Raw genomic sequence first — 24,434 nt, 5'->3', positions numbered from 1 at the left:
TTTTTTTTCCCGGGTCAGCCCCCGTTGCTTATGTTTATATAAAATAATGCCGCCATGATCAAAAATCTACTCCTTACTTTCAGCTGTATTATTCTTGGTGTTAACATAAGCAACGGGCAAAATAACATGGTGTACGTAGCCAGCAAATACTGCCGCAGTAATCCCTACCTGGGCAACTTCAGCACTTTTTTACAACACCTGGTTAACGACCCCACCCTTAAAAACAAGGAAGAGACCAAAAAAACGGACAGCACTTTATACTCATTTACCGGTTTTTATACTAAACACCAGCCCTTTGCCTTTAAAGCCACCCAGGTACAGGTATCGCTGTGGGAAGAAAGTATGTTGCTCAGTGATACTTTATCACTGAGAGATACCGTAGTGAATTATTTACTCTCCGCTTATTTACCCAATACCGCTGCTAACGAAAAAATAGTAAAAAAAGAAGTAGCCCATATTTATAACCGCAACAAACGTTTTTTTGCACAGTCCAGCCAGCTTGAGTTAAAAAACAGGCAGGGCCAGGTAAACGGCGGTGGTTATAATATGTTCCTGCTAATGCATGGTATTGCACCAATGTCAATAGCCTGGCAAATTACTGAGAAGAAAGATGAAATAGGCTTGCATCTTTTATTCCGCATCAGTAACAGTACCAATGTATCCGAAACACCGCTGCCACTGTTCAAAAGCTTTTAACCCTGCCCGAAGTTCGAAGTATAGTATCTCTTTACCATAATATATTATTATGATAAAAAAACTATTCCTTACTATCAGCTATACGATTGTAGGTATAACCATAACCATGGGGCAAATTGAAAATAGCTTTGTGGTGGTTAACTATAACAATGCGGTACAAAATGATATGCGGTATATAGCCGGCAAGTACTGCCGTTCTAATCCCTACAAAGGCTCCTTTAACAGCTTTTTACATCACCTGGTCAATGATCCTACTTTAAAAGATAAGGAGCAGATAAAAAAAACAGACAGCACCCTGTATTCATTCAGTGCTTTTTACACCACCCACCAGCCTTTCCCGTTAAAATCCTCAAAAGTGCAGGTTACCCTGTGGGAAGAAAGTGTATTGTTAAATAAAAGTTTATCCATCAGAGACACGCTGGTCAATTATATACTCTCGGCTTATTATCCTAACACGGCTACCAACCGGAAAAAAGTAAAAAAAATAGTACGGCGTATTTTTAAAAAAGCAAAACCATATTTTTCTGAAGCCACTAAAACCGAAACAAAGAACAAAAAAAAGGAAATTGTCGGCGGCGGTTATAATATGTTTTTATTAATGCATGGCATGGCACCTCTTGGCATATTGTGGGATATAGATGATAAAAGCCAGGAAATCGGATTGTACCTGGTATTCCGTATCCGTAACCGGAACAACAGGTCAGAAACACCTGTGCCCTTACGTCCCCGCTTTGGAAGAACCATACCTGCCAGTTAAAAAAAGAAACATGCTAAAAGAAAACAATAACAGTTGTTTTCCCTGTTATTTATACCAAGTCTTGGTATCTTTGCCATTCGCCCCAATATGATCACCCAGAATACCATACAACAAATACTTGACCGCCTGGACATTATAGATGTTGTCGGTGATTTTGTAAAACTGAAAAAACGCGGCACCAATTATATTGGCAACTGTCCCTTTCACAACGAAAAAACCCCTTCGTTTACCGTATCACCTACCAAAGAAATATATAAATGTTTCGGCTGTGGTAAAAGCGGCAATACCATCAGTTTTGTGATGGAGCATGAAAAGTACAGTTATATTGATGCGTTAAAATGGCTGGCCAAGAAATACAATATTGAAGTTGAAGAAACCTATGTCAGCGATGAGCAAAGACAGCAATACCAGACGGCCGATAGTTTATACATCATTAACCAGTTTGCACAGCAGTTTTTTGCCAGCTCTTTATGGGATACCGAAGAAGGCCAGGATATTGCCTTAAGCTATTTTAAGGAAAGGGGATTCAGGGAAGAGATCATTAAAAAATTCCAGTTAGGTTATTCACCCGAAAAGGCGGATGCTTTTGCCAAAGAAGCTATTGCCAAACAATATAATGCCGACCTTTTATTAAAAAGCGGCCTGGTGGTAAACCGTAACCAGCAACTGCTGGATAACTACCGTGGCCGGGTTATATTTCCCATTCATAACACCAGCGGTAAAATAACCGGCTTTGGCGCCCGTATATTAAAAACCAATGACAGGGCGCCCAAGTATATCAATACCCCAGAGAACGAGATATACATCAAGAGTAAAATACTTTATGGCTCTTATTTTGCCCGTACGGCCATTGATAAAGCCGATGAATGTTTACTGGTAGAAGGTTATACCGATGTGGTATCCCTGCACCAGGCGGGTATTGAAAATGTAGTAGCATCCGGAGGTACTTCGCTCACCATTGACCAGTTAAGGCTGATCCGTAAGTATACCAATAACCTCACGATCATTTATGATGGTGACGGCGCCGGTGTAAAAGCGGCCATGCGCGGGCTGGATATGGCCCTGGAAGAAGGCCTGAATGTAAAGCTGGTACTGATACCTGATAATGAAGACCCGGACAGTTATGTCAATAAAATAGGCGCCGCCGCTTTCCAGGATTTTGTAAAGGCCGAGAAGAAGGATGTGATCCTGTTTCAGCTGGAAGTGGCGTTAAAAGATGCCGGCAATGATGCTGCCAAGAAATCGGGCCTGGTAAACCGTATGGCCGAAACCATATCCAAGATCAACAAGGCCGAGGATTTTACCAAACAACAGGATTATATCCGGCAGGTATCGGAAATATTGAAGATCGATGAAGCCGGGTTGACCGCCCTGGTAAACCAGTTTATCAGGGATAAGCTGGCCGCCATGGAAAAACGCCAGGCCGGTGTTACCGAGGAGGAAAGGTCTGAAAATGCCAGGAAGGGCGAAGAGACCGAATTTCATGACGCTACCTATAACCTGTTGTTTAAAGATGACCTGCAGGAAAGGGAAATAGCCCGTATTTTACTGGAACATGGTTTAAAATCATTTGACGAGAACCGTTTGGTAGCCGAATATATTTTTGATGAGATGGTAGAAGACAGTCTGATGGATAATATGGAAGTATTAAACATGATCAAACTGTTTAAAGAAGCCTATGCCCGGGATACCAGCTTGCCGGATAAAAATTTTTTCATTTATAACGAAAATACCGGTGTCAGTACACTGGCCGTTTCCTTGCTTAATTTTCCTTACGAGGAAAGTGAGCACTGGCGAAAAACAGCTGCCGAATCAACCGGTTACCAGCAATCATTGTTTACACAATCCTACGAAGATTTTATGCGGGTAATGAGTAAGGGTAATGAAGAATCCTTACAACGTTTTTCAAAAATTGATGAGGACAGGACCAGCGAAGCCGTTATTTCGGCCATTAAATACCTGCGCCTGCGTAAATTAAAACGTATGTTAAGCGAGAACCAGGCTGATATGGAAAAGCCGCATACCGAAGAGGAACTGCTGATATTGACCAGCACACACTCCTATTTAAAAAATGAAGAAGTGGCCCTTACCAAAGAAGTGGGTACGGTGATATACCGTTAAGCTGCTCCGCATATTGTTCTACCATATACGGAGCAGCGGACAGTTATTTTTTCAGTTGAAATAGTTTTTCCCGCTCAAATAATAATTCCGGTTCATTGGTGGTGATCATATCAAACCCTTCACTTAACAGCCAGTCCATATCGGCAATGGCATTCACCGTCCAGGCATTTAACACAATGCCCAGGGTCTTTGCTTCTTTGATCCAGTCAGGATTTTTCTTAAATACACTATAATGATAATCGGCGCCTTCAATGCCGGCATCCTTCAGCTCTTTAGGCGATTTCTCACCATTGAGGTATTGCGTGGGCGCGTCTTTTTCCAGTTTTTTAATGGTCAGTAATACATCAAAATCAAAACTGATATACGTTATCCATTGCTCTGCTTTTAACTCCTTCACCAAGGCCACCACTTTCTCTGCCGTTACCACGGCCCTTTCCTTGCTTACATTGGAGGGCTTGATCTCCAGTACCAGCCTGGTATGTTTTTGTTGCATGCCTTTTTCCAGGTACTCCCTTAAAGTGGGCAGCTTTTCACCATTGGGTAATAATTTGGTCACAAGGTCGGCATAGGAACTGCGTTCAATATCTTTTCCGAAAAAAGTATGGTCGTGGTTAATTACCAGCGAATCATCAGCGGTACGGTGTACATCAAACTCAGCGCCGGCGCAGCCCAGCAGGATGGCATGTTGTAAAGCCGCTATGGAATTTTCGGGCAGGTTGTTTTTCTTAAATGCTCCCCGGTGGGCAATTACCTTATTCTTGGCAAAGGACATGGCTGTACGTTTTGATGATATTTTTTGAGAAGACTGGCAGGCCGAAAGTAATATTACAACGGACAGGAAAGATAAAAGTAGTCGCATACCTGGAATTTTGTACAAAATTAATTGTTTATAAAAGTTGTTGCACCTTATTTATATAAAATAATAGTATCATAACAACCGTATTTTCAAAATGTTTTGAAAGTACAAAATTTATAAAGTAGTTTCGTAGTATGAAACTGAGTGAAGCAAAACATCAATTTATCAGCAGTTGGGGAGCTTATGGATCTAACTGGGGCATCAACCGCACCATGGCGCAGATACATGCGTTATTACTGATCAGTCCTACTCCCTTAACACAGGACGATATCATGGAGGAATTGAATGTAAGCCGCGGTAATGTGAATATGAATATCCGGGAACTTATTAACTGGGGCCTGGTACAAAGGGTCATTATGCCTGGTGAAAGAAAGGAGTTTTTTTCGGCAGAAAAAGATATCTGGCGTGTGGTTACCCAAATAGTAAAGGAACGTAAGAAACGCGAGATGGAACCCATGCTAAAACTGATGGATGAACTGGAAGCGGTGGAAGGTGATAAAAAAGATAAACACGTAAAAGCATTTATTGATACCGTGTCCAATATAAAAAAAACAGGAAAGCATGCCGACAAAATGCTGGACACTATTATTAAAGCGGAAGAAAGCTGGTTTATCAGTGCCCTGACCAAGATAATTAAGTAAAGGCTGTATACTGCATTGTATTTGCCTTTTTATACTTAAAGAACCTGAAGTCCCAGGCAATGACTTACTATTGATCCCTGGCAGGAAAACCCGTAAAACTGAATAATTGATGAAAGCTTTAAAAAAAACATTGGTCATTGGTGCTTCTGACAATCCGTCCAGGTACAGTTTTCTGGCCATTAATAAATTAAGGCAGCACCAGCATGAAGTAGTGGCCATTGGAAACAAAAAAGGGACGGTTGCCGGTGTAGATATTACTACAGAAATGGAACCGGTTGATGATATTGATACGGTAACTTTATATATAAATCCCCGGTTACAGCCCGCGTACTATAACTATATACTCTCCCTGAAGCCACGTAGAATAATTTTTAACCCCGGTACGGAAAATACCGAATTACAGCAATTAGCCGTCGATAACGGCATTCAGCCTGTTGAGGCATGTACCCTGGTAATGCTAAGTACAAACCAATATTAAGCGTATTAAACCGGTTACCGGTTACGGAATTCTACGATTGCCATCAAAGTATTACCCCTCCATTTTATGTAAAACCGGTTGAGAAAAATCAATTGGTAGTACAATTTCCATGAACTTGCAGGTACTCTATTGGAAACTACAGTTTTTTTTGCTGGACCAAACTATTTGATAAACCAAAAACTGAATCCATGTCTTACTTAAAAGCCACTTTCATAGTGCTGGCACTATGCTGCGTTGGTATTACTTCCAACGCCCAGGATAATAAAACATTTATTCCGGTTAATGAGCCTGATGCTAACATGCCCAAACTGTTTAGCTCCCTGCCCAGCCAGATCCCGGTTTCAATCAACAACTTTAATGCTGCCACTACAGGCCGTAAAGCCAAAGATGCTCCTGTACAACTCGTTGCGGGCAAAAAAATGCCGGTAACCTTTAACGGCACAGTGGTATCTACTACCTCCAAATACGACGGGGCAATTGAAACAACCATTATCAGGCTCACCAACTACGAAGGCGCAACCCTCACTTTATCTACACTCACCGATAAAGAAGGTAATAAAACCTATACAGGCCGTATCATCAGTATGAAACACGGTGATGTGTATGAACTGCAGCAGGTAAATAATGAATACCAGTTCGTGAAAAAGGATTTCAATCTTTTTGTTCATGAATAAAATAAACTGCTCCTGATGACCTGATACCCTGTTCTATTTAAAATCCCTTTGTTATGAAAAAACTTTTACTCACCCTTTTTACTATTGTATGTCTGCATACCTGTAAAATATTTGCACAAGTGCCCAAGCTGAGCAGTTACCCTTCGGCCGCCGCTACCATTTTCCTGGATTTTGATGGCCATGTGGTGCAAGGCACCAGCTGGAATTACATGGGGCCTATTGACTGTGGTGCTTCTACCCTTTCAGGCACTGATATTGAAACCATTTTTAACCGGGTAGCCGAGGACTATCGTCCATTCAATGTAAACATCACCACCGACTCGGTAAAATTTCTGAATGCCCCTTTAAACAGGAGAATGCGTGTTATTGTAACCGTTAGCTCCAGCTGGTACGGCAGTGCGGGCGGCGTAGCCTTTAACGGTTCTTTTACCTGGGGCGATGATACACCTGCATTTGTGTTTTCTCAATTATTAGGTAATAATGTAAAAAACGTAGCCGAAGCTATCTCACATGAAGCGGGCCATACTTTGGGTTTATTTCACCAGGCACAATATGATGCTGCTACCTGTAACAAAATCACCGATTATAATCGTGGTGAAGGCACAGGCCAGATAGGTTGGGCGCCTATTATGGGCGTAGGCTATTACCAGAACTTTACTTTATGGCATAATGGTTCCAATTCCCTGGGCTGTAACAGTCAGCAAAACGACCTGGAAGTAATAACTGACGGACGTAACGGCTTTGGTTTCCGGGTAGATGATCATGGCAGCAGCTTTGCCACCAGTACACCTGCCAGTTTTAATAATAACGCATTTGAGGTTAAGGGCGTTATTATGCAGAACAACGATAATGACTTTTTCAGTTTTAATATTCCGGCCACCTCAAGGTTTGAACTGGATGCCATTCCTTATAATGTAGGTACCGGCAATGCAGGTTCAAATTTAGATATGCAGGTTTCCTTATACCATAGTTCGCACACCCTGTTAAACGTTTATAATCCGGGTAACTTACTCAACTCTATTATTGATACAGTACTGGAAGGCGGCACTTATTATTTAAAGGTAGAAGGCCGTGGTAACCAGTATGCTCCCAACTATGCCAGTCTTGGTTCCTACGCTTTACAGGCAAAGACAAATGGCCTAACGCCTTTACCGGTACGTGCACTCAACCTGAATGGTAAACTGGAAGGCAATAAACACCTGTTAAACTGGGTAATTGATGCCGATGAGCAGGTGGTTAATTTAAGGATAGAAGTATCAACTGACGGCAGAACATTCATACCCTTACAGCAGGTTGAAAACAATGCCCGTTCTTACAGTTACCAGCCGCTTAGCAAACAGTCATTACGTTACCGCCTGTTCGTAGAGTTTGATAACGGACGTTATTACTACTCCAATGCCCTTACGTTACAGCCGCATGCTATTACTGGTCCTAAAGTAGCAGGTAATATACAGGCCAACGGACAGTTCCAGGTACTATCGCCCGATAAAATGCAATATCGCCTGTTTAATGCCGAAGGCAAACAAATACAGCAAGGCAACCTGGTGGCCGGTGTAAATGCCCTGCAGGTGAAACACGCGACCAAAGGAATGTATATCATTCAGTATCAACACACTAACGGACAACAATCGACCGACAAACTACTTATACCCTAGCGCTGTTAAAAACTTAACAGAAGCATAATCCGTTCCCTATTTTGTCATTAAGAGGTTTTTCTATAACTTAGGAAAACCTCTTTTTATATGCATTGGAGAAAGTTTAATGGTGATCTTATCAATCTTCCTATTATCAACGCTGTCGAAAATGTGATCAAACGCGAAACCAACGCAGGCTTCAGACTAAAAGTTTGCATCGGAACAGATTCGCAGGTGAAAGGAAGAGACACGGAATTTGCTACAGTCATTGTTTTTTTAAGGGAAGGCCATGGCGGGTTTATGTTCATTCATAATGACAAGACCCAGCACAGGTTTTCTATCAAAGAAAGGATGTTAACCGAGGTAGCCAAAAGTATTGATATAGCCTACCAGTTATGTCATTTGTTTACACAGTATGATGTGGATATGGAAGTACATGCCGACATTAATACTAACCCGCAATTCAAAAGCAATGATGCTTTAAAAGAAGCGATGGGTTATATACTCGGTATGGGCTTTGCCTTTAAAGCCAAGCCTGAAGCCTTCGCCAGCAGCAGCTGTGCCAACAAGGTGGTAAACTAAAACCACATCCCTCCCGCCTTATTTTTTACGGCTTTTAAGTCGTAAGGCTATACTACCCCCTAAACTTTTCTAAACTACTCATCCATTATCTCCTCTTACTCATTGCCCATTGCCCATTGCCCATTGCTAATTGCCTGTTAGTTTTTCTCAATTATCATTTGTCAACTGTCAATTCTCCATTGTTAAATTGTTGCCATAAATCATAATTATTACAATTCCAAAAAAAATTGTATATTTGCATCTCTTATCCGTTATTGCTCACCTGATGTTTTAAAATAAATGCCGAGTGAAGGCTTAACGTAAGGCAGGTAAAGTATCCAACGCTTGTTGTGATAGCCTTACCATATTATTTTAATTAAATTTTTTAATTGTGTTATTTAGTGAATTACAGCTTTCAGAGCCGTTATTACGTGCTTTGAACGAAGAAGGTTATACACAACCTACCCCTATCCAGGAACAAGCGATCCCGCATGTGTTAAATAAAAAAGACCTGCTGGGTTGTGCCCAGACCGGTACCGGTAAAACTGCCGCCTTTTCCTTACCCTTGTTACAGTTATTAATGAATGACAATAACAACACCGAAGGACAACGCCGCAAATTATCTACGCTGATATTAACGCCTACCCGTGAGCTGGCTATACAGATTGAAGAAAGTATACAGGCTTATGGCCGCTTTACAGATGTAAAACATACCGTGATATTTGGTGGTGTAAGCCAGTACAACCAGGTGAACCGTTTACGCCAGGGTGTTGATATTCTGGTGGCTACCCCCGGTAGGTTACTCGACCTGATGCAACAGAACCATGTGTCGTTAAAAGACATCAAGTACTTTGTGCTGGACGAAGCCGACCGTATGTTAGATATGGGTTTTGTACAGGATGTGCGTCGCATAATTGCCCGCCTGCCTGAACGTAAACAAACCCTGTTCTTTTCGGCCACCATGCCCCCGGAGATTAAGCAACTGGCCGATATGTTATTACATAACCCGGTAAAAGTAGAAGTAACCCCGGTTTCCTCTACAGCCGAAACCATTGACCAGGCCATTTATTACGTGGAAAAGCAAAACAAAAGAGCTTTGCTTACCCATATTTTAAAGGATGAAAGTATTAAGACAGCATTGGTTTTTGCCCGTACCAAACATGGCGCCGACCGTATTGCCCGTGACCTGTCAAAAGCAGGTATCCGTACAGAAGCCATTCATGGTAACAAATCGCAGAATGCCAGGCAGAGTGCTTTAAGCAATTTTAAAACACGCCGTACCCGTATCCTGGTAGCTACTGATATTGCTGCCCGCGGTATTGATATTGATGACCTGACGCATGTGATCAACTTTGATCTGCCCAATGTACCCGAAACCTATGTACACCGTATTGGCCGTACCGGTCGTGCGGGTGCCGACGGCAAAGCCATTTCCTTCTGCGACTACGAAGAAAAGATCTACCTGAAGGATATTGAAAAGCTGATCAAAAAAGCAGTGCCGGTTGTAAAAGATCACCCGTTTGATGTGCCGTTAATGCATAATATACCCAAACCTGTTACCGCCACACCCGCTTATGGTTCATTCGGAGCCAGCCGGGGCGGCAAAAGGGGCCGGACCTTTATGCAGAGAAGATAATTAAACAAAAAGGTATTGCAGTTGCAATACCTTTTTTTATTACTTGTAAAGTTCAGAATCGGTTAAAGATTGCGGCCCCTTTGTTTTTCCAGCTTCCGTACATTCTCCCGCATATCCAGTATTTTTTCCTTGGCTGCTCTTAAAAAAGATTCTTCGTTATAAGCTTGCGGGTCCTGGTTATTATTCCTGAAATACTTTTTTAAGCCGTCCACATCTTCTACATGTGCCTGCCTGGAGGTAATCAACAACGGGGCCGGGTTAACAGGCTTGCCATTATCGGTAACATCATAAAACACCTGCTCATCCGTTTCAGGGTTTATCAACACTATCCTGTTAATCCCCTTACCGGTTGAATCGTATACTACCAGCGAGCCTTTAAAAACAAAAAGCTTTTTACCGGTTTTATCCGTTCCAAACTCTGCTGCGGTGGTCTGGTATTTTACCGTATAATTTGTTTTACAATCCTGGCAGGACTTACTATCCCGGAGTTTGGGCACCGTATAGGCAATATTCTCTTCAATAGCGTCCAGTATAGGTTTCTTCTGCAATTGTTCCGGCACTTCCAGCCTGTATTTTTTTTCATTTTGCGCACCAACATATTGAGCCATGAAAAGGGAAACGGCAAGCAGGCCCGGGATCAATAACTTTTTCATCATTTAAACGGTTATACCTAAAATTACAGTTTATTTAATTATGTCAAAATGCCATTTTTGTTAAATACGGGCCTGACCGGCCTGCCAGGGCCCTGGAAAACAGTGAGAAACGGTGCGCTCCGCTAAATATTCCTCATTTCGCAAACAAGCGGCAAACTTTAGAAAAGTGAAAATGTTATACTATTAAAATGCTATTTATACTTTTAAGTATAAATAGATACTTACCTTTGCAGCGATGAAAACAGAATTAGAAATAAACCCCTCTGCCAGCCAGGTAGAACTGGATCCCAGTTTGGAAGAAGTGGTATCGGGTGAATATAAGTACGGTTTTACGACCAATATTGATGCGGACGAGGCCCCCATGGGCCTGAATGAAGACATTATTCGCTTTATTTCCGCTAAAAAGAACGAGCCGGAATGGATGTTGGAATGGCGCTTAAAAGCCTACCACCAGTGGTTAAAAATGAAAGAGCCTAACTGGGGCAACCTCCAGTACCCGGCCATCAATTACCAGGATATTATCTACTATTCGGCCCCCAAACAAAAAGTTACGGTGAACAGCCTGGACGATATTGACCCGGAATTACGCCGCACATTTGAAAAGCTGGGTATTTCCCTGGACGAACAGAAACGTCTTTCCGGTGTAGCGGTGGATGCCGTGGTGGACAGCGTTTCCATTGCCACTACCTTTAAAAAGGAACTGGCCGAACAGGGCATTATTTTCTGCTCCATGAGCGAAGCCATCCAGGAACACCCGGAACTGGTTCGCCAGTACATCAGCTCGGTGGTACCGGTTACCGATAACTATTTTGCCGCTTTAAATTCGGCCGTGTTTACCGATGGTTCCTTCTGTTATATTCCCAAAGGCGTTCGCTGCCCCATGGAATTATCTACTTATTTCCGTATCAATGCTGAAAATACCGGCCAGTTCGAACGTACCTTAATTGTTGCCGATGAAGGCAGTTATGTAAGTTACCTGGAAGGATGTACAGCACCAATACGTGATGAAAATCAATTACATGCAGCGGTTGTTGAAATTGTTGCTTTAGATAATGCAGAGGTTAAATACTCTACCGTACAAAACTGGTACCCTGGTGATAAGGACGGTAAAGGCGGTATTTACAACTTTGTAACCAAACGTGGTATTTGTAAAGGAGTAAACTCCAAAATCTCCTGGACCCAGGTGGAGACCGGCTCGGCCATTACCTGGAAATATCCCAGTGTTATTTTAAAAGGTGACAATTCGGTAGGTGAGTTTTACTCGGTTGCCGTTACCAATAATATGCAGCAGGCAGATACCGGTACCAAAATGATGCATATTGGTAAGAACACAAAAAGCCGCATTGTTTCAAAAGGTATTTCTGCCGGATTTAGCCAGAACAGCTACCGCGGACTGGTGCATGTGGCCAAACAGGCCAGCAATGCCCGTAACTTCTCGCAGTGTGACTCTATGTTACTGGGCGATAAATGCGGCGCTCATACCTTCCCCTATATCGAGGTAAAAAATAACAGCGCCCAGGTAGAACATGAAGCGACTACTTCCAAGATCGGTGAAGACCAGTTATTCTATTGCAATCAAAGAGGAATTGACACAGAAACTGCTGTTGCTTTGATAATCAATGGATTTGCAAAAGAAGTAATGAACCAGTTACCGATGGAATTTGCCGTAGAAGCACAGAAACTACTGGCCATCAGCCTGGAAGGAAGCGTAGGGTAAACCCCATTTAAGATTGTCGATTTACAATTTAAGATATAAATTAAAAATATTAAGTAACAACCATAAAATTTAGATAATCAACTAATTAGCAAATCAGCAAATTATCAAATTATCTTATTGTCTAATTATCTAATTATAATGTTAAGTATTCAAAATTTACACGCCAGCATTGACGGGAAGGAAATATTAAGAGGTATTAACCTGGATATTAAACCGGGTGAAGTTCATGCCATCATGGGGCCTAACGGCGCCGGAAAAAGTACACTGGCTTCTGTACTGGCTGGCCGTGAAGACTATGAGATCACTGAAGGTAGTGTAACCTTCCAGGGTAAGGACCTGTTGGATCTGGCCCCGGAAGAAAGAGCCGGTGAGGGTTTGTTCCTGAGTTTTCAATACCCTGTTGAAATTCCGGGATTGAGCACCACCAACTTTATTAAAACTGCTGTTAACGAAGTACGTAAATACCGTGGCCAGGAAGCGCTGGATGCTGTTTCTTTCCTGAAACTGATGAAAGAAAAAATGGCCCTGATGAATATGGACCAGGTTTTACTGAGCCGTTCCCTGAACGAAGGTTTTTCGGGCGGTGAGAAAAAACGTAACGAAATTTTCCAGATGGCCATGCTGGAACCCAAACTGGCTATTTTGGACGAAACTGACTCCGGCCTGGATATTGATGCTATCCGTATTGTAGCTAACGGTGTAAATAAATTACGCAGCAACGATAATGCGGTATTGGCCATTACCCACTACCAGCGTTTACTGGATTATATCATCCCCGACTTTGTACACGTATTATACAAAGGTCGTATTGTAAAATCGGGCACCAAAGAACTGGCTTATGAGCTGGAGGAAAAAGGTTACGATTTTATCAAGAACGAAATTAATATTGAAGAACAAGCGTAAACCCCGGTTTACCGTAATTGCAGCAAATTAATAATGGATCACATTACATATTTTAAAGAGCAGTTTGACCAGTTACAAAGCGCTGAGGCCGGATCGGGTTTACAGGCTGTTCGGAGTAAAGCATTTGACACTTTTAACCAGTTAGGCGTGCCTACTGCCCGTAACGAAGAATGGCGTTATACCCGTATTGCGCCCCTGTTCAATAACGGCTTTCAATTTCAGCAAACTACCCAACTGGTATTGGCCGATGTGGTAACACATCGCCTGCCCGGTCATGAAAAAGCGAATGAGCTTTTCTTTGTGAACGGACGGTACAATGCCGATCTGTCCAAGATCATCTCCCCTTCTTTACAGGTTTCGGCCCTGGAGGAAGCACTGCAGGACGAAAGAAAGGATTTTGTATTAACTCATTTCGGACATAGCGGGGTTTACCTGCGTGATGGTATCAATGCTTTGAATACCGCTTTGGTAAGAGATGCTGTACTCATCAGCGTACCCAAAAGCGCCGAGGTAGAACACCCGGTATATATCTATAATATTACCGACGGCCGTACCGAAAATACTTTATCGCTCCCCCGCAGCCTTTTTCATATAGGGGTGAACGCACAGATACAAATTGCTGAAACTTTTATCACCATTGGTACGCAGGACAGCTTTACCAACCAGATCATGGAACTGGTGGTGGAGGAAGATGCCCGTTTGGAATATTATATCATTCAGAATGATACCAACCAGGCCAATATTGTAAGCACCACACATGTAAGGCATATTGGTAAAAGTTACTCCCATGGTGTTACCATTTCCCTGAACGGGGGTATGGTGCGTAACAACCTGAATATTGTACTGGAAAAACCTTACTGCGAAGCGCATTTATATGGCCTGTATTTCCAGCAGGGCAACAGTCATATCGACAACCATACGGTAGTAGATAATGTAAGCCCTAACTGTTTCAGTAACGAATTATACAAAGGCATGCTGGACGATAACAGTACCGGTGTGTTCAATGGTAAAATATTTGTACGCCAGCCGGCACAAAAAACCAACGCCTTCCAGTCCAACAAAAATGTACTGTTATCAGGCGATGCCTCGGTTAATACCAAGCCGCAGCTGGAAATATTTGCCGATGATGTAAAGTGTTCGCATGGCTGTACCATCGGCCGCCTGGATGAGGAAGGTTTATTTTACCTGCAATCCCGCGGTGTGCCTGAAAAAATAGCCAAAGCCATGTTATTACAGGGTTTTGCCAGCGACATTATTGATAAAATTAACATACCCGCTATCCGCAGTTATGTGGAAACATTAATTGCGCAGCGCTTAGAATACACAGCAGATTAATGACTAGTACAAGCGTTATACAACCGGCCCTTGATATAGCTGCCATCCGCAGCCAGTTCCCTATTCTCCACCGTGAAGTAAAGGGCAAGCCGCTGGTATATTTTGATAATGCGGCCACTGCACAAAAGCCACAGGTGGTGATTGATGCGCTGGTTAACTATTATTCGCACTACAACGCCAATATTCACCGTGGCATCCATACACTTGCAGAGGAAGCTACCGCCGGCTTTGAGGCCACCCGCGATGCTTTCCGGCACTTTGTGAATGCCCGTCACCGGGAGGAAATTATCATTACCAAGGGCACTACTGAAAGTATTAACCTGGTAGCGTATACCTGGGCCAGGCAGCAGTTACAGGCCGGTGATGAAGTGATCATCAGTGGTATGGAGCACCACTCCAATATTGTACCCTGGCAGATCATTTGTGCCGAGAAGCAGGCCAGCTTAAAAGTAATTCCTGTTGATGATAACGGTGAACTGGTACTGGAGGAATATTATAAATTACTTACCCCCCGTACAAAACTGGTATCGGTAGTACATGTATCCAACGCGTTGGGTACGGTTAACCCTGTAAAAGATATCATCTCCGCGGCGCATAATGCGGGTGCTAAAGTATTTATTGACGGAGCACAGTCTGCCGTACACCTGGATATTGATGTACAGGAACTGGATTGTGATTTCTTTGCCTGTTCCGTACATAAATTATATGGCCCTACAGGTGTAGGCATGTTATATGGTAAAAAAGAATTACTGGCCGAAATGCCTGTATTCTTAGGTGGTGGCGAAATGATAAAGGAAGTGAGTTTTGAACAAACCACTTATGCCGACCTCCCTTATAAATATGAAGCGGGTACACCCAATATAGCCGATACGGTAGCTACGGCTGCAGCATTGAATTATGTACAGGAAATTGGCAAAGCCAATATCCGGGCACATGAAGATGAGTTATTGCAACATGCTACCAGCCGGTTATTAACGATTGATGGCCTGACTATTATCGGACGGGCAAAAGAAAAAACAAGTCTTATTTCATTTGTTATAGACGGCATCCACCCGCAGGATGTAGGCATTTTATTAGATAACCGTGGCATTGCGGTACGTACCGGTCACCATTGTGCACAGCCTTTAATGGCAAGGTTTAAAATACCCGGAACCATCAGGGCTTCTTTTGCGGTGTATAATACACTTGAGGAAGTAGATGCTTTACTGGCAGGCTTACAGCATGCGGTAAAGTTATTGAGATAAAATGCCCGTTCGTTTAATTATAAATATACCAACCTGGGGGAAGTTGAAATGACCATACAAGAAATAGAAAAAGAAATAATAGAAGAATTTGCACTGTTTGATTCCTGGGATGATAAGTACGAGTACCTTATTGACCTGGGTAAAAAGCTGGCTCCCCTGCCCGATCAGTTTAAAACGGATGAGAACAAGGTAAGAGGTTGCCAATCCACCGTATGGCTGGTGGCCGATTATAAAGATGGCAAGGTATATTTTACCGCGGAGAGTGATGCCGTGATCGTAAAAGGATTGATCAGTATGCTGATCAGGGTTTTATCGGGACATACACCTGATGAGATCATTAATGCGCCGCTCAACTTTATTAACGAAATAGGCATGACAACGCACCTGGCGCAAACCCGTTCCAACGGATTGCTGTCGATGGTAAAACAGATGAAGAACTATGCGCTGGCCTATAAAATAAAAAATCAAATCAATTAACCACATGGATAAAGAAACGTTGCGGCAGAAGGTGGAAGATTGTTTGCAAACAATTTATGACCCTGAATTGCCGGTAAGTATTTTTGAACTGGGGCTGATCTATGAAATAAATATCAGTGATGACAATGTAGTGAATATTGTGATGACGCTGACCGCACCGGGTTGCCCGGCTGCCCAATCCCTGCCGGTAGAGGTAGATAATAAGATACGCGAGATTGAAGGAGTGAAAGATGTATTTGTAAGCGTTACCTGGTCTCCGGCCTGGAACAAAAGCATGATGTCTGAAGCAGCCCAGTTAGAATTGGGTTTTATGTAATTTTTAATCAAGTAACCGACAAATGAAAATAACATCGCAGGAAGAATACGGTCTGAGACTGTTGATCCGCATTGCCGGTTGTACCGACAAAGCAGGCATGACCATACGTGAACTGAGCGAGGCTGAAGGCCTGACCAGTCATTATATTGCCAAACTTACCCGTGTATTACGTATGGCCGGTTTCATTAACAGTACACCTGGTCATAAAGGCGGTTATGTATTGGCCCGCCCTGCGCATGAAATTATATTAAAACCCGTACTGGAAGCCCTTGGTGGCGCCCTGTACAGCAAAGACTTTTGCGTGATGCACGCAGGCACTTTAAAACTCTGCACCCACTCCATTGATTGTTCTGCCCGCTCCCTTTGGCAGATGATACAGTTTACGGTTGACCAGTTATTAAGTAAGGTAACACTTGACGACCTGGTTAAAGATGAAAGCCGTTCCACACAGTTTTTAAAGGATATACTGGAAAGAGCAGCTTTACCTGCTGAAGCAGAAGCATAGGTATATTTTTTTGCTTCCCTTGCCAACCTGTTGCAAACACTAAGCGCTACCCATCTAAAGCTGTTGCTATGACTAAACTGTTTGCCTTTTTCGTTCTCACTATCATTTATTCCCGTTCGGTTTATAGCCAGGACATCCCCGTTTTCCAATCCGGTCAGGATGGTTATTCCAGTTACCGTATTCCCGCTATTATAAAGGACAAACAAGGCCGGTTGATTGCCTTTGCTGAAGGCCGGGTAGATCATGCCGGTGATTATGGCAATGTAGATATTGTATATAAAATAAGTGCAGATAATGGCAAAAGCTGGGGGCCTGTACAGGTTGCCGTAGATGCAGGCAATCTACAGGCCGGCAATGCAGCCCCGGTTGTTGATTTATACGACAAGGCTTATCCCGATGGGCGTATTTTTTTATTTTACAACACCGGCAATAATCATGAAAGTGAAGTGAGGGCCGGTAAAGGCTCCCGGGAAGTTTGGTATATCACCTCTACTGATAATGCCAGAACATGGTCAGCTCCTGTTAATATAACCGCCCAGGTACATAAAATAAAAAAATCGGCTACTGATACTACCGTAGCTAATGACTGGCGCACTTATGCCAACACCCCCGGCCATGCCATGCAGTTTGTTACGGGTAAATACAAAGGCAGGCTGTATGTGGCGGCCAATCATTCACAGGGTCCGCCCCAAAAAGCCGGTAAGGATTATTTCGCCCATGGTTTTTATACGGATGATCATGGCAAAACATTTTCGCTTAGCGCTACCATTCCTTTTGAAGGCGGTAACGAATCCATGGCTGCCCAGGTTGCTGCCAACGAATTATACATGAATACCAGGAACCAGCAAGGCAATGTGCGTAACCGGATCATCAGTTATTCCACCAACGGAGGTCAGAGCTGGGATACCACTTTTTATGACAGCAACCTGCCCGACCCTGTTAACCAGGGAAGCACTTTATCGTGGTCAGATAAAAAACAATTTATACTCGCAGTATGCAATGCGGCTGATACAAAAAACCGGGACAACCTCACCTTACGTTTGTCAAAGGATAAAGGCAAAAGCTGGTATTTTACCAAAGTCATTGCCAGGTCAGCCGGGGAATACAAGGGGAGTTATGCTGCCTATTCCGATCTTGTTTTATTGCATAAAAAGAAACTGGGCGTATTGTATGAGAAAGACAATTATAAACAGATCGTTTTTACAACCGTGAATATTGACTGATCACCTTAATTGTTCACCGGCATTCTCAGTGGGCAGTTTTTTTTCCTGTTATTTTCTTAACCAGGGTTACCACACCTACTACCAGTAAACCGGCAACCAGGCCTAATGTTATTTCTTTCACCATAGAAGGTAGCTGCGGCATGAAATGATGGAAATAATCAATATTGTGTACAAAAATACCACCGGAAACAAGTATCAAGGCAATGGTGCCTACTACCGCCAGTAATTTAATTACAATGGGAAGCGATTTCACCAACAGGTGTCCTAATGACGCTACAAAGCCTTTATCATTCGATCTTTTAATCAGTTTATAACCGGCATCATCCATCCTTACAATTAAAGCCACAATACCATATACACCAACAGTAGCCAGTAAAGCCACTACACAAACCGTTAATATTTGTATGGCCAGGCTTTTGTCCAGCACCGTACCCAGGGCAATGATCACGATCTCAACAGAAAGGATAAAATCGGTAGTAATAGCCGATTTTATCTTGGTTTTTTCCTGCTCGCTGTTGTTCTCTTTATTATCCTGGATAACTTCCTTACCCTTTTTAGTACGATGAAAAAGATACTCCACAATTTTCTCCACGCCTTCATAAGCCAGGAACAGGCCACCGGCTATGAGAATGACCTGTATAGCAACAGGAAAAAAGTAGTTAAGTGATAAGGCAACAGGAATAATAATCAATTTGTTTAAAAATGAGCCCTTGGTAATGGCCCACAACACCGGTAATTCACGGGAAGAAAGGAAGCCGGTAGCTTTTTCGGCGTTTACCGCCAGGTCATCACCCAGGATGCCGGCCGTTTTACGTGTGGCTATCTTACTGGCTACTGCTACATCATCCATTAAAGCGGCTATATCATCTAAAATCGCAAAGAAACCCGAACCCATATATTGTTTGTATAATTACGGACGCAAAAGTATTGCATTAATCAATAATGAGTTCAAACTATATAATGAATAATACTAAGCTTACCGTTATTTCGCATACTTCCTGATCAGCTCCCAGGTAGTATGATCATTGTCAAATACGGAATTCAATCCCTGCTCCTCCATGGGCGGATCACCACTCAGGTCATCCCCTTCTTTCCAGTATACCTGGCCTTTAACTGGCCGGGCAGTACCACCAAATGCCCAGAAGTTTACACCACCAATAACTCCTTTTTTTGTTTTACTACTATAAAATGCACCGAATATAGCCGAAAAATACTGATCCCGTAAACGGGTGGAAACATCCGTGGTAAACCCATGCGCATCGCGTGGCAACCCAAACTCTTCTATCACCAGCGGCTTTTTAATTTTTGCGGCTACTTTTTCATGTACAGTAATATAGTCCAGCGCTCTTTGCTGCAACGTATCGATCATCCCGGAAAAATCATTGCCCTTAAACCACCCCCAGTTCTTGGCCCAGATATGAATGGCGAGATAATCAATATTTTTATCGGTATGGATCTTTTCAAATAATTCCATATCTCCATCAGTGGCCATATACCCTTCGTGCCCAATGGTCACCAGGTGATTTTTATCCAGGCTTTTTATGTAAGCCGCGGCTTCAGTTATCCATTCGGCATAATCAGTATTGGCTGCGGCACGCATGGGTCTTGGTTCATTGGCCAGTTCCCACGCCATGATGGTCGGATCATTGCTGTATAACTTACGGGTGATCTTATTTTTACGGCCAACAATATATTTCACCTGCTCCAGGTAGGCTTCCTTGCAGGAAACACAACTATAAAAACGGGCTGTAATATCCCGCTGTTCATTCCAGTTCAGTTTACGTTGTACCACACTATCCGCAACTAAACCATACCAGTTAACATACTGTAAAAAACCGCCACTCCATTCCCAGTTATTACTGAGAAATAACACTGCTTTCATATTACGTTTTCCCATCTCTGCCAATAAAAAATCAAGCCCTTCCAGTAGTTTTTCATCAAACACACCTGGCGCCTGTTGTAAAGCAGGTTGTACCCGGTTTACCCCATTCACATAACCCGAACCTTCAACAGCGGCCATGGCCCGTAAATTGGTCACCCCGTTTTTTTGTAAAAAATCCAGTTCCTTTATCAGTCTTGCCCGGTCGCCACCATGGCTCTTATCCATACCCAATATAGCGCCGTACCAATAGTTGGTACCCATGAAGTAATAAGGTTTTTTATTGATCACGAACTGGTGGGCATTTACTTTTACAAAAGCAGTGGATTGTGCCTGCACTGGCAGCATCATGAAGGTTAAAAGACTAAAGAACAGCACAAGGGTAAGCCTATATTTTGTGCTGTTGCTGACTGTAATAAACCGATACATAAGTGTTGTTTTGGGGTGAACTAATATACAACATTCATGAAACTTACACTATACATATATAAATTTATTATTATTCAATAGGACTATAATCGTATCATTCCGATACAATTGACAAAACTCACACAAACGTTTGAGCAAATTTTAAGACCGGAATTGCTCTATATTCGTCAACGACCATCTTAAAAAACATCATCTAACAAAACAACCTATTGCCACATGAAAAAAGAAAAGACCCTCCTACTTTTCACTGTATTGCTTATACTGGTACAAAATATTTTTGCCCAGCAGGACGCCTGGAAGAAAGCAGCCGTTGATAAACAACAGGAAAGATTAAAATGGTGGACGGAAGACCGCTTTGGCATGTTTATCCACTGGGGACTTTATGCATTGCCCGCCCGGCACGAGTGGGTGCAGAATATGGAAAGCATTGCACCCGATGTGTATGAAGAAAGGTATTTTAATTTATTTAATCCCGACCTGTATAATCCGCAGGACTGGGCACGCATGGCGAAGAATGCCGGTATGAAATACGTAGTGCTGACCACCAAACACCATGAAGGCTTTAGTTTATGGGATACAAAGTTCAGTGACTTTAATGCGGCTAAAACACCTTATAAAAAAGACCTGCTAAAACCCTTTGTAGAAGCCTGCAGGAAGGAGGGCTTAAAGATCGGGTTTTATTATTCACTGATCGACTGGCATGATAAAAACTTTACCATTGACCAGGTGCATCCGTTAAGAAATAAACCCGGTGCCAGGGATGGTAATAAAGACCGCGACATGGCAAAGTACAGAACTTATATAAAAAACCAGGTACGCGAATTACTGACCAATTATGGTAAGATAGACCTGCTGTTCTGGGATTTTTCTTACCCGGGCAAAGATGGCAAGGGAAAGGATGACTGGGACAGTGAAGGGCTCGCCAAACTGGCCAGGAGCTTACAACCTGATATTATTATGAACGACCGTTTAGACCTGATGGAAGATAAATGGGGTTGGGATTATAAAACACCGGAACAATTTATGCCAAATGCATGGCCGGAATATAATGGCGTAAAAGTGCCATGGGAAACCTGCCAGACCTTTTCAGGCTCCTGGGGCTATCACCGGGATGAAAATACCTGGAAGAGCGCCAACCAACTGATTGTAATGTTAATTGAAACAGTAAGCAAAGGCGGTAATTTATTATTGAACGTAGGGCCAACAGCGAGAGGTAATTTTGATTACAGGGCTATTGAACGCCTTCAACAGATTGGAGATTGGATGACCTTTAACAGCAGGTCTATTTATGGCTGTACTGCCGCGCCGGACAACTATCAAGCTCCTAAAAATACCTTTTTAACTTACAACAAAGAAACAAACCGGCTATACATTCATTTATTACAATATCCTTTTAAAACACTTTACCTGCCCGATTATAAAGGCAAGGTGAAGTATGCACAATTTTTACATGATAATTCTGAACTGAAGTACAGGGAGAGTCCGACGGCTAAATCATCGGAGCATATGGCTATTACAGCAGGAGCCAATGACCTGATTATGGATTTACCAGTAGTTAAGCCCAATGTAGAGATACCAGTTATTGAACTGATATTGAAATAACCACGCTGAATGTATAAAAAGAAATGGGCTGCCGGATAATTGAGCAGCCCATTTTTATTTATTTAGTTTTAACAGGAACAGCTTTTTTAGCTGCTACTTTCCGGTTAGGGGTTTTTAACTTGTTTGCTTTAGCCAATTGAGTTTTCCTGATCCGCAACCTTCTTTTAGCGGCATCGGCAACCTTTAAGATAGCATCTTCAAATATTTCCGAACTACTTTTCAGGTACTCATCTTTTCCCGGAACACGTATATTCAGGGTACATACCACCACTTCCTTATTCTTTCTCGCTTCATTTAACACGGTTACTTCTATCTCCTGTATATCTTTATAAAACTTATCCAGCGACCCCAGTTTGGCAGTGATATAAGTTTTTAATGAGGGGCTTAATTTGTGACCAGGCGATTCAATACGAAACTTCATAACTGTTTATTTTAAGTAAAGAAAAAACGAAACTATTCTTTTTTGCACGGCGATTTTATGAGTAAGATCAGCCAAACAACTGCTTTTATTCAAAATCAGGATACAATAAATATTTTTTGCGTATTTGTTTAAACTTATCCAGGTCAGCCTGCCAGCTGGCACGGATCTCGGCTTCACTCTTACCGGCTTTGATCTGCTGCCATAATTCGTTATTACCGGCCAGTTTGTTAAAGAAAGACTGTTCCATACTGCCAGATTTAGGCAGGATAAAGAATTTATCTTTTTCGGGAAACAGTTTATACGCATTGATCAGCCATTTCAGCTGGATCTTATCATCTACTTCTTTTACTACTTCATCAACCGTGCCACTTACATCCCAGCCATAACATTTTTGTCCGTAAAGTTTGGAACTTTTAGCTCCTTCATTGGGGTTTGGTGTAAACGCATAGAGGTTTTTAGGTAAGGACGGATGCCCGAAAACCTGGAATGGTTTGTCTGTACCACGGCCTTCGCTCAGTACCGTACCTTCAAAAAAACAGGTGGAGGGATAAACATAAATAGATTGGATATTGGGTAAATTAGGAGATGGTTTTACGGGTAATACGTATTTACTTTTATGTGTATAATTTTCGTTTTTAATGATGAGGAAATGAAAAGCCGTATCCGGGTGATGTGTGGTTACCGATTGATAATAAGCATAGGTTTTATTGCCTTTATCACTCAGCCATTTTTCGCCGCCGATCATTAAAGCGTATTCTCCCATCGTCATACCATATACAACCGGAATGGGTTGACGACCGACAAAAGAAGTATATTTTCTATCCAGTACCGGCCCATCCACATAATGTCCGTTAGGATTAGGACGATCCAGTAATAACAAAGGTTTTTTCAGCTCGAAAGCAGCTTCCATAAACTCTTCCAGGGAGGAAATATAAGTATAGAACCTGGCGCCTACATCCTGTATATCGAACAGTAAAATGTCCACGTCTTTTACATCATCGGCAGAAGGGCGGCGTTTGGCGCCATACAATGAAACTACCGGGATACCGGTTTTCGTATCGATATAGTTACCAATTTTCTCACCTGCATCTGCTGTACCCCTGAAACCATGTTCAGGTCCAAAGATCACTTTAATGATCACCCCGAGTTTTTGTAAAGTATCTACCAGGTGGGTATTACCACAGGTGGTGGTCTGGTTGGCAAAAATGCCTACTCTTTTACCTTTTAATAAGGGCAGATAAACGGACAGGCGTTCAGCTGCGGGAATAATTCTATCGGAGCCTGTATAGTTGTTTTGCTGCGGCATGGAATCGGCTACAGCTGTTACCTTATTATCAGCAATTGCATGGTTATTTTTGGGGGTATTGCCGGCTGCACAACTGAACTGGATAATGCAGCCTGCCAGCAGTAATAAAAAAGCAGCAACACGATGTGTACCTGAATAAACATTTACCCTGGCAGGAGATAAAACAGGCCTTGTTTGCAGCTCATTATTTGCACCATAGACTTGCTGCAGCTGAAGGGTGTGACACAATAGGTGCCGATAGTAGTAATGCAGCTGACCAACAAAATTTTTAAGCATAAAATTGCGGATTTTAGGAAAAAAATATGACCGCCTCAATTATAAACATTTTTTCAGGAAAATGTTATTAAATGTTTGGTAAAATAAAGCAGGA

24 protein-coding genes are annotated in these 24,434 nt (G+C 42.5%); 18 read left to right on the top strand and 6 right to left on the bottom strand.

Annotated elements, in window-relative coordinates; all coding sequences use genetic code 11:
• The first annotated feature begins 54 nt into the window (after window positions 1-54).
• From ACFS6H_RS15075 to dnaG, 3 genes are read left to right on the top strand one after another with little or no spacing between them, the layout of a single operon-like run.
• Window positions 55-696, top strand: a complete 642-nt coding sequence (locus tag ACFS6H_RS15075; protein ID WP_386100589.1) for a hypothetical protein — start codon at window positions 55-57, stop codon at window positions 694-696.
• Window positions 697-745: 49 nt separating this feature from the next.
• Window positions 746-1,453 (top strand): hypothetical protein, encoded by a 708-nt coding sequence (locus ACFS6H_RS15070; protein WP_386100586.1) that lies wholly within the window; start codon window positions 746-748, stop codon window positions 1,451-1,453.
• Between the two features lie 33 nt (window positions 1,454-1,486).
• Window positions 1,487-3,574 (top strand): DNA primase, encoded by a 2,088-nt coding sequence (gene dnaG, locus ACFS6H_RS15065; protein WP_386100583.1) that lies wholly within the window; start codon window positions 1,487-1,489, stop codon window positions 3,572-3,574.
• A 43-nt stretch (window positions 3,575-3,617) separates the two neighbouring features.
• Here the strand turns inward: dnaG and ACFS6H_RS15060 are convergent, their stop codons facing one another.
• Entirely contained in the window at window positions 3,618-4,433 is an 816-nt protein-coding gene (locus tag ACFS6H_RS15060; RefSeq protein WP_386100580.1) for a glycerophosphodiester phosphodiesterase, read from the bottom strand.
• 131 nt (window positions 4,434-4,564) lie between these two features.
• On the opposite strand from ACFS6H_RS15060, the gene ACFS6H_RS15055 reads away from it, so the two are divergent.
• From ACFS6H_RS15055 to ACFS6H_RS15030, 6 genes are all read left to right on the top strand, one after another.
• On the top strand, window positions 4,565-5,071 hold the full coding sequence (locus ACFS6H_RS15055; RefSeq protein WP_386100577.1) for a GbsR/MarR family transcriptional regulator: 507 nt from the start codon (window positions 4,565-4,567) through the stop codon (window positions 5,069-5,071).
• 109 nt (window positions 5,072-5,180) lie between these two features.
• Complete coding sequence (locus ACFS6H_RS15050; RefSeq protein WP_386100574.1) at window positions 5,181-5,549, top strand: CoA-binding protein; 369 nt, start codon at window positions 5,181-5,183, stop codon at window positions 5,547-5,549.
• Window positions 5,550-5,737: 188 nt separating this feature from the next.
• Entirely contained in the window at window positions 5,738-6,223 is a 486-nt protein-coding gene (locus ACFS6H_RS15045) for a hypothetical protein (RefSeq protein ID WP_386100571.1), read from the top strand.
• Between the two features lie 53 nt (window positions 6,224-6,276).
• The gene (locus ACFS6H_RS15040; protein WP_386100569.1) at window positions 6,277-7,878 is read left to right on the top strand and encodes a DVUA0089 family protein; all 1,602 of its coding nucleotides are present in this window, start codon (window positions 6,277-6,279) and stop codon (window positions 7,876-7,878) included.
• 87 nt (window positions 7,879-7,965) lie between these two features.
• A complete protein-coding gene (locus ACFS6H_RS15035; protein WP_386100566.1) occupies window positions 7,966-8,439 on the top strand; it encodes a ribonuclease H-like YkuK family protein in 474 nt (157 codons plus the stop codon).
• 370 nt (window positions 8,440-8,809) lie between these two features.
• Entirely contained in the window at window positions 8,810-10,054 is a 1,245-nt protein-coding gene (locus ACFS6H_RS15030; RefSeq protein ID WP_386100563.1) for a DEAD/DEAH box helicase, read from the top strand.
• A 62-nt stretch (window positions 10,055-10,116) separates the two neighbouring features.
• On the opposite strand, the gene ACFS6H_RS15025 is transcribed toward ACFS6H_RS15030, so the two are convergent.
• Window positions 10,117-10,710, bottom strand: coding sequence for a hypothetical protein (locus tag ACFS6H_RS15025; RefSeq protein WP_386100560.1), 594 nt, complete (start codon window positions 10,708-10,710; stop codon window positions 10,117-10,119).
• Window positions 10,711-10,942: 232 nt separating this feature from the next.
• Here ACFS6H_RS15025 and sufB point away from each other — a divergent pair, with 232 nt between their 5' ends.
• The 8 genes from sufB (at window position 10,943) to ACFS6H_RS14985 (ending at window position 18,427) form a co-directional block, all read left to right on the top strand.
• Complete coding sequence (gene sufB / locus ACFS6H_RS15020; protein ID WP_386100557.1) at window positions 10,943-12,424, top strand: Fe-S cluster assembly protein SufB; 1,482 nt, start codon at window positions 10,943-10,945, stop codon at window positions 12,422-12,424.
• Between the two features lie 138 nt (window positions 12,425-12,562).
• The gene (sufC, locus tag ACFS6H_RS15015) at window positions 12,563-13,327 is read left to right on the top strand and encodes a Fe-S cluster assembly ATPase SufC (protein ID WP_386100554.1); all 765 of its coding nucleotides are present in this window, start codon (window positions 12,563-12,565) and stop codon (window positions 13,325-13,327) included.
• Between the two features lie 33 nt (window positions 13,328-13,360).
• Window positions 13,361-14,662, top strand: a complete 1,302-nt coding sequence (sufD, locus tag ACFS6H_RS15010) for a Fe-S cluster assembly protein SufD (RefSeq protein ID WP_386100551.1) — start codon at window positions 13,361-13,363, stop codon at window positions 14,660-14,662.
• Complete coding sequence (locus tag ACFS6H_RS15005) at window positions 14,662-15,906, top strand: aminotransferase class V-fold PLP-dependent enzyme (protein WP_386100548.1); 1,245 nt, start codon at window positions 14,662-14,664, stop codon at window positions 15,904-15,906. The genes sufD and ACFS6H_RS15005 overlap by 1 nt, the downstream gene beginning before the upstream one ends.
• Window positions 15,907-15,954: 48 nt before the next feature.
• On the top strand, window positions 15,955-16,383 hold the full coding sequence (locus ACFS6H_RS15000) for a SufE family protein (RefSeq protein WP_386100545.1): 429 nt from the start codon (window positions 15,955-15,957) through the stop codon (window positions 16,381-16,383).
• Between the two features lie 4 nt (window positions 16,384-16,387).
• Window positions 16,388-16,699: an iron-sulfur cluster assembly protein gene (locus tag ACFS6H_RS14995; RefSeq protein WP_386100542.1), complete on the top strand. Its 312-nt coding sequence runs from the start codon at window positions 16,388-16,390 to the stop codon at window positions 16,697-16,699.
• A 22-nt stretch (window positions 16,700-16,721) separates the two neighbouring features.
• On the top strand, window positions 16,722-17,204 hold the full coding sequence (locus tag ACFS6H_RS14990) for an RrF2 family transcriptional regulator (RefSeq protein ID WP_386100539.1): 483 nt from the start codon (window positions 16,722-16,724) through the stop codon (window positions 17,202-17,204).
• 68 nt (window positions 17,205-17,272) lie between these two features.
• On the top strand, window positions 17,273-18,427 hold the full coding sequence (locus ACFS6H_RS14985) for a sialidase family protein (RefSeq protein ID WP_386100536.1): 1,155 nt from the start codon (window positions 17,273-17,275) through the stop codon (window positions 18,425-18,427).
• Window positions 18,428-18,452: 25 nt separating this feature from the next.
• On the opposite strand, the gene ACFS6H_RS14980 is transcribed toward ACFS6H_RS14985, so the two are convergent.
• Together ACFS6H_RS14980 and ACFS6H_RS14975 are read right to left on the bottom strand one after the other, a co-directional pair.
• Window positions 18,453-19,322 (bottom strand): DUF808 domain-containing protein, encoded by an 870-nt coding sequence (locus ACFS6H_RS14980; RefSeq protein ID WP_386100533.1) that lies wholly within the window; start codon window positions 19,320-19,322, stop codon window positions 18,453-18,455.
• A gap of 87 nt (window positions 19,323-19,409) precedes the next feature.
• On the bottom strand, window positions 19,410-20,657 hold the full coding sequence (locus ACFS6H_RS14975) for a glycoside hydrolase 5 family protein (protein ID WP_386100530.1): 1,248 nt from the start codon (window positions 20,655-20,657) through the stop codon (window positions 19,410-19,412).
• Window positions 20,658-20,951: 294 nt separating this feature from the next.
• Here ACFS6H_RS14975 and ACFS6H_RS14970 point away from each other — a divergent pair, with 294 nt between their 5' ends.
• Window positions 20,952-22,337 carry an alpha-L-fucosidase gene (locus ACFS6H_RS14970; RefSeq protein WP_386100527.1) on the top strand — a complete coding sequence of 462 codons (1,386 nt, stop codon included), beginning with the start codon at window positions 20,952-20,954 and terminating at the stop codon, window positions 22,335-22,337.
• 58 nt (window positions 22,338-22,395) lie between these two features.
• Here the strand turns inward: ACFS6H_RS14970 and ACFS6H_RS14965 are convergent, their stop codons facing one another.
• Window positions 22,396-22,758, bottom strand: a complete 363-nt coding sequence (locus ACFS6H_RS14965) for an HPF/RaiA family ribosome-associated protein (protein ID WP_386100524.1) — start codon at window positions 22,756-22,758, stop codon at window positions 22,396-22,398.
• An 85-nt stretch (window positions 22,759-22,843) separates the two neighbouring features.
• Window positions 22,844-24,340: an exo-beta-N-acetylmuramidase NamZ family protein gene (locus tag ACFS6H_RS14960; protein WP_386100521.1), complete on the bottom strand. Its 1,497-nt coding sequence runs from the start codon at window positions 24,338-24,340 to the stop codon at window positions 22,844-22,846.
• Window positions 24,341-24,434: the final 94 nt, after the last annotated feature.

Origin of the sequence: Terrimonas rubra, from assembly GCF_042686025.1 — a bacterium.
Lineage (GTDB): Bacteria > Bacteroidota > Bacteroidia > Chitinophagales > Chitinophagaceae > Terrimonas > Terrimonas rubra.
This window is presented reverse-complemented; position numbering and strand designations above follow the sequence as displayed.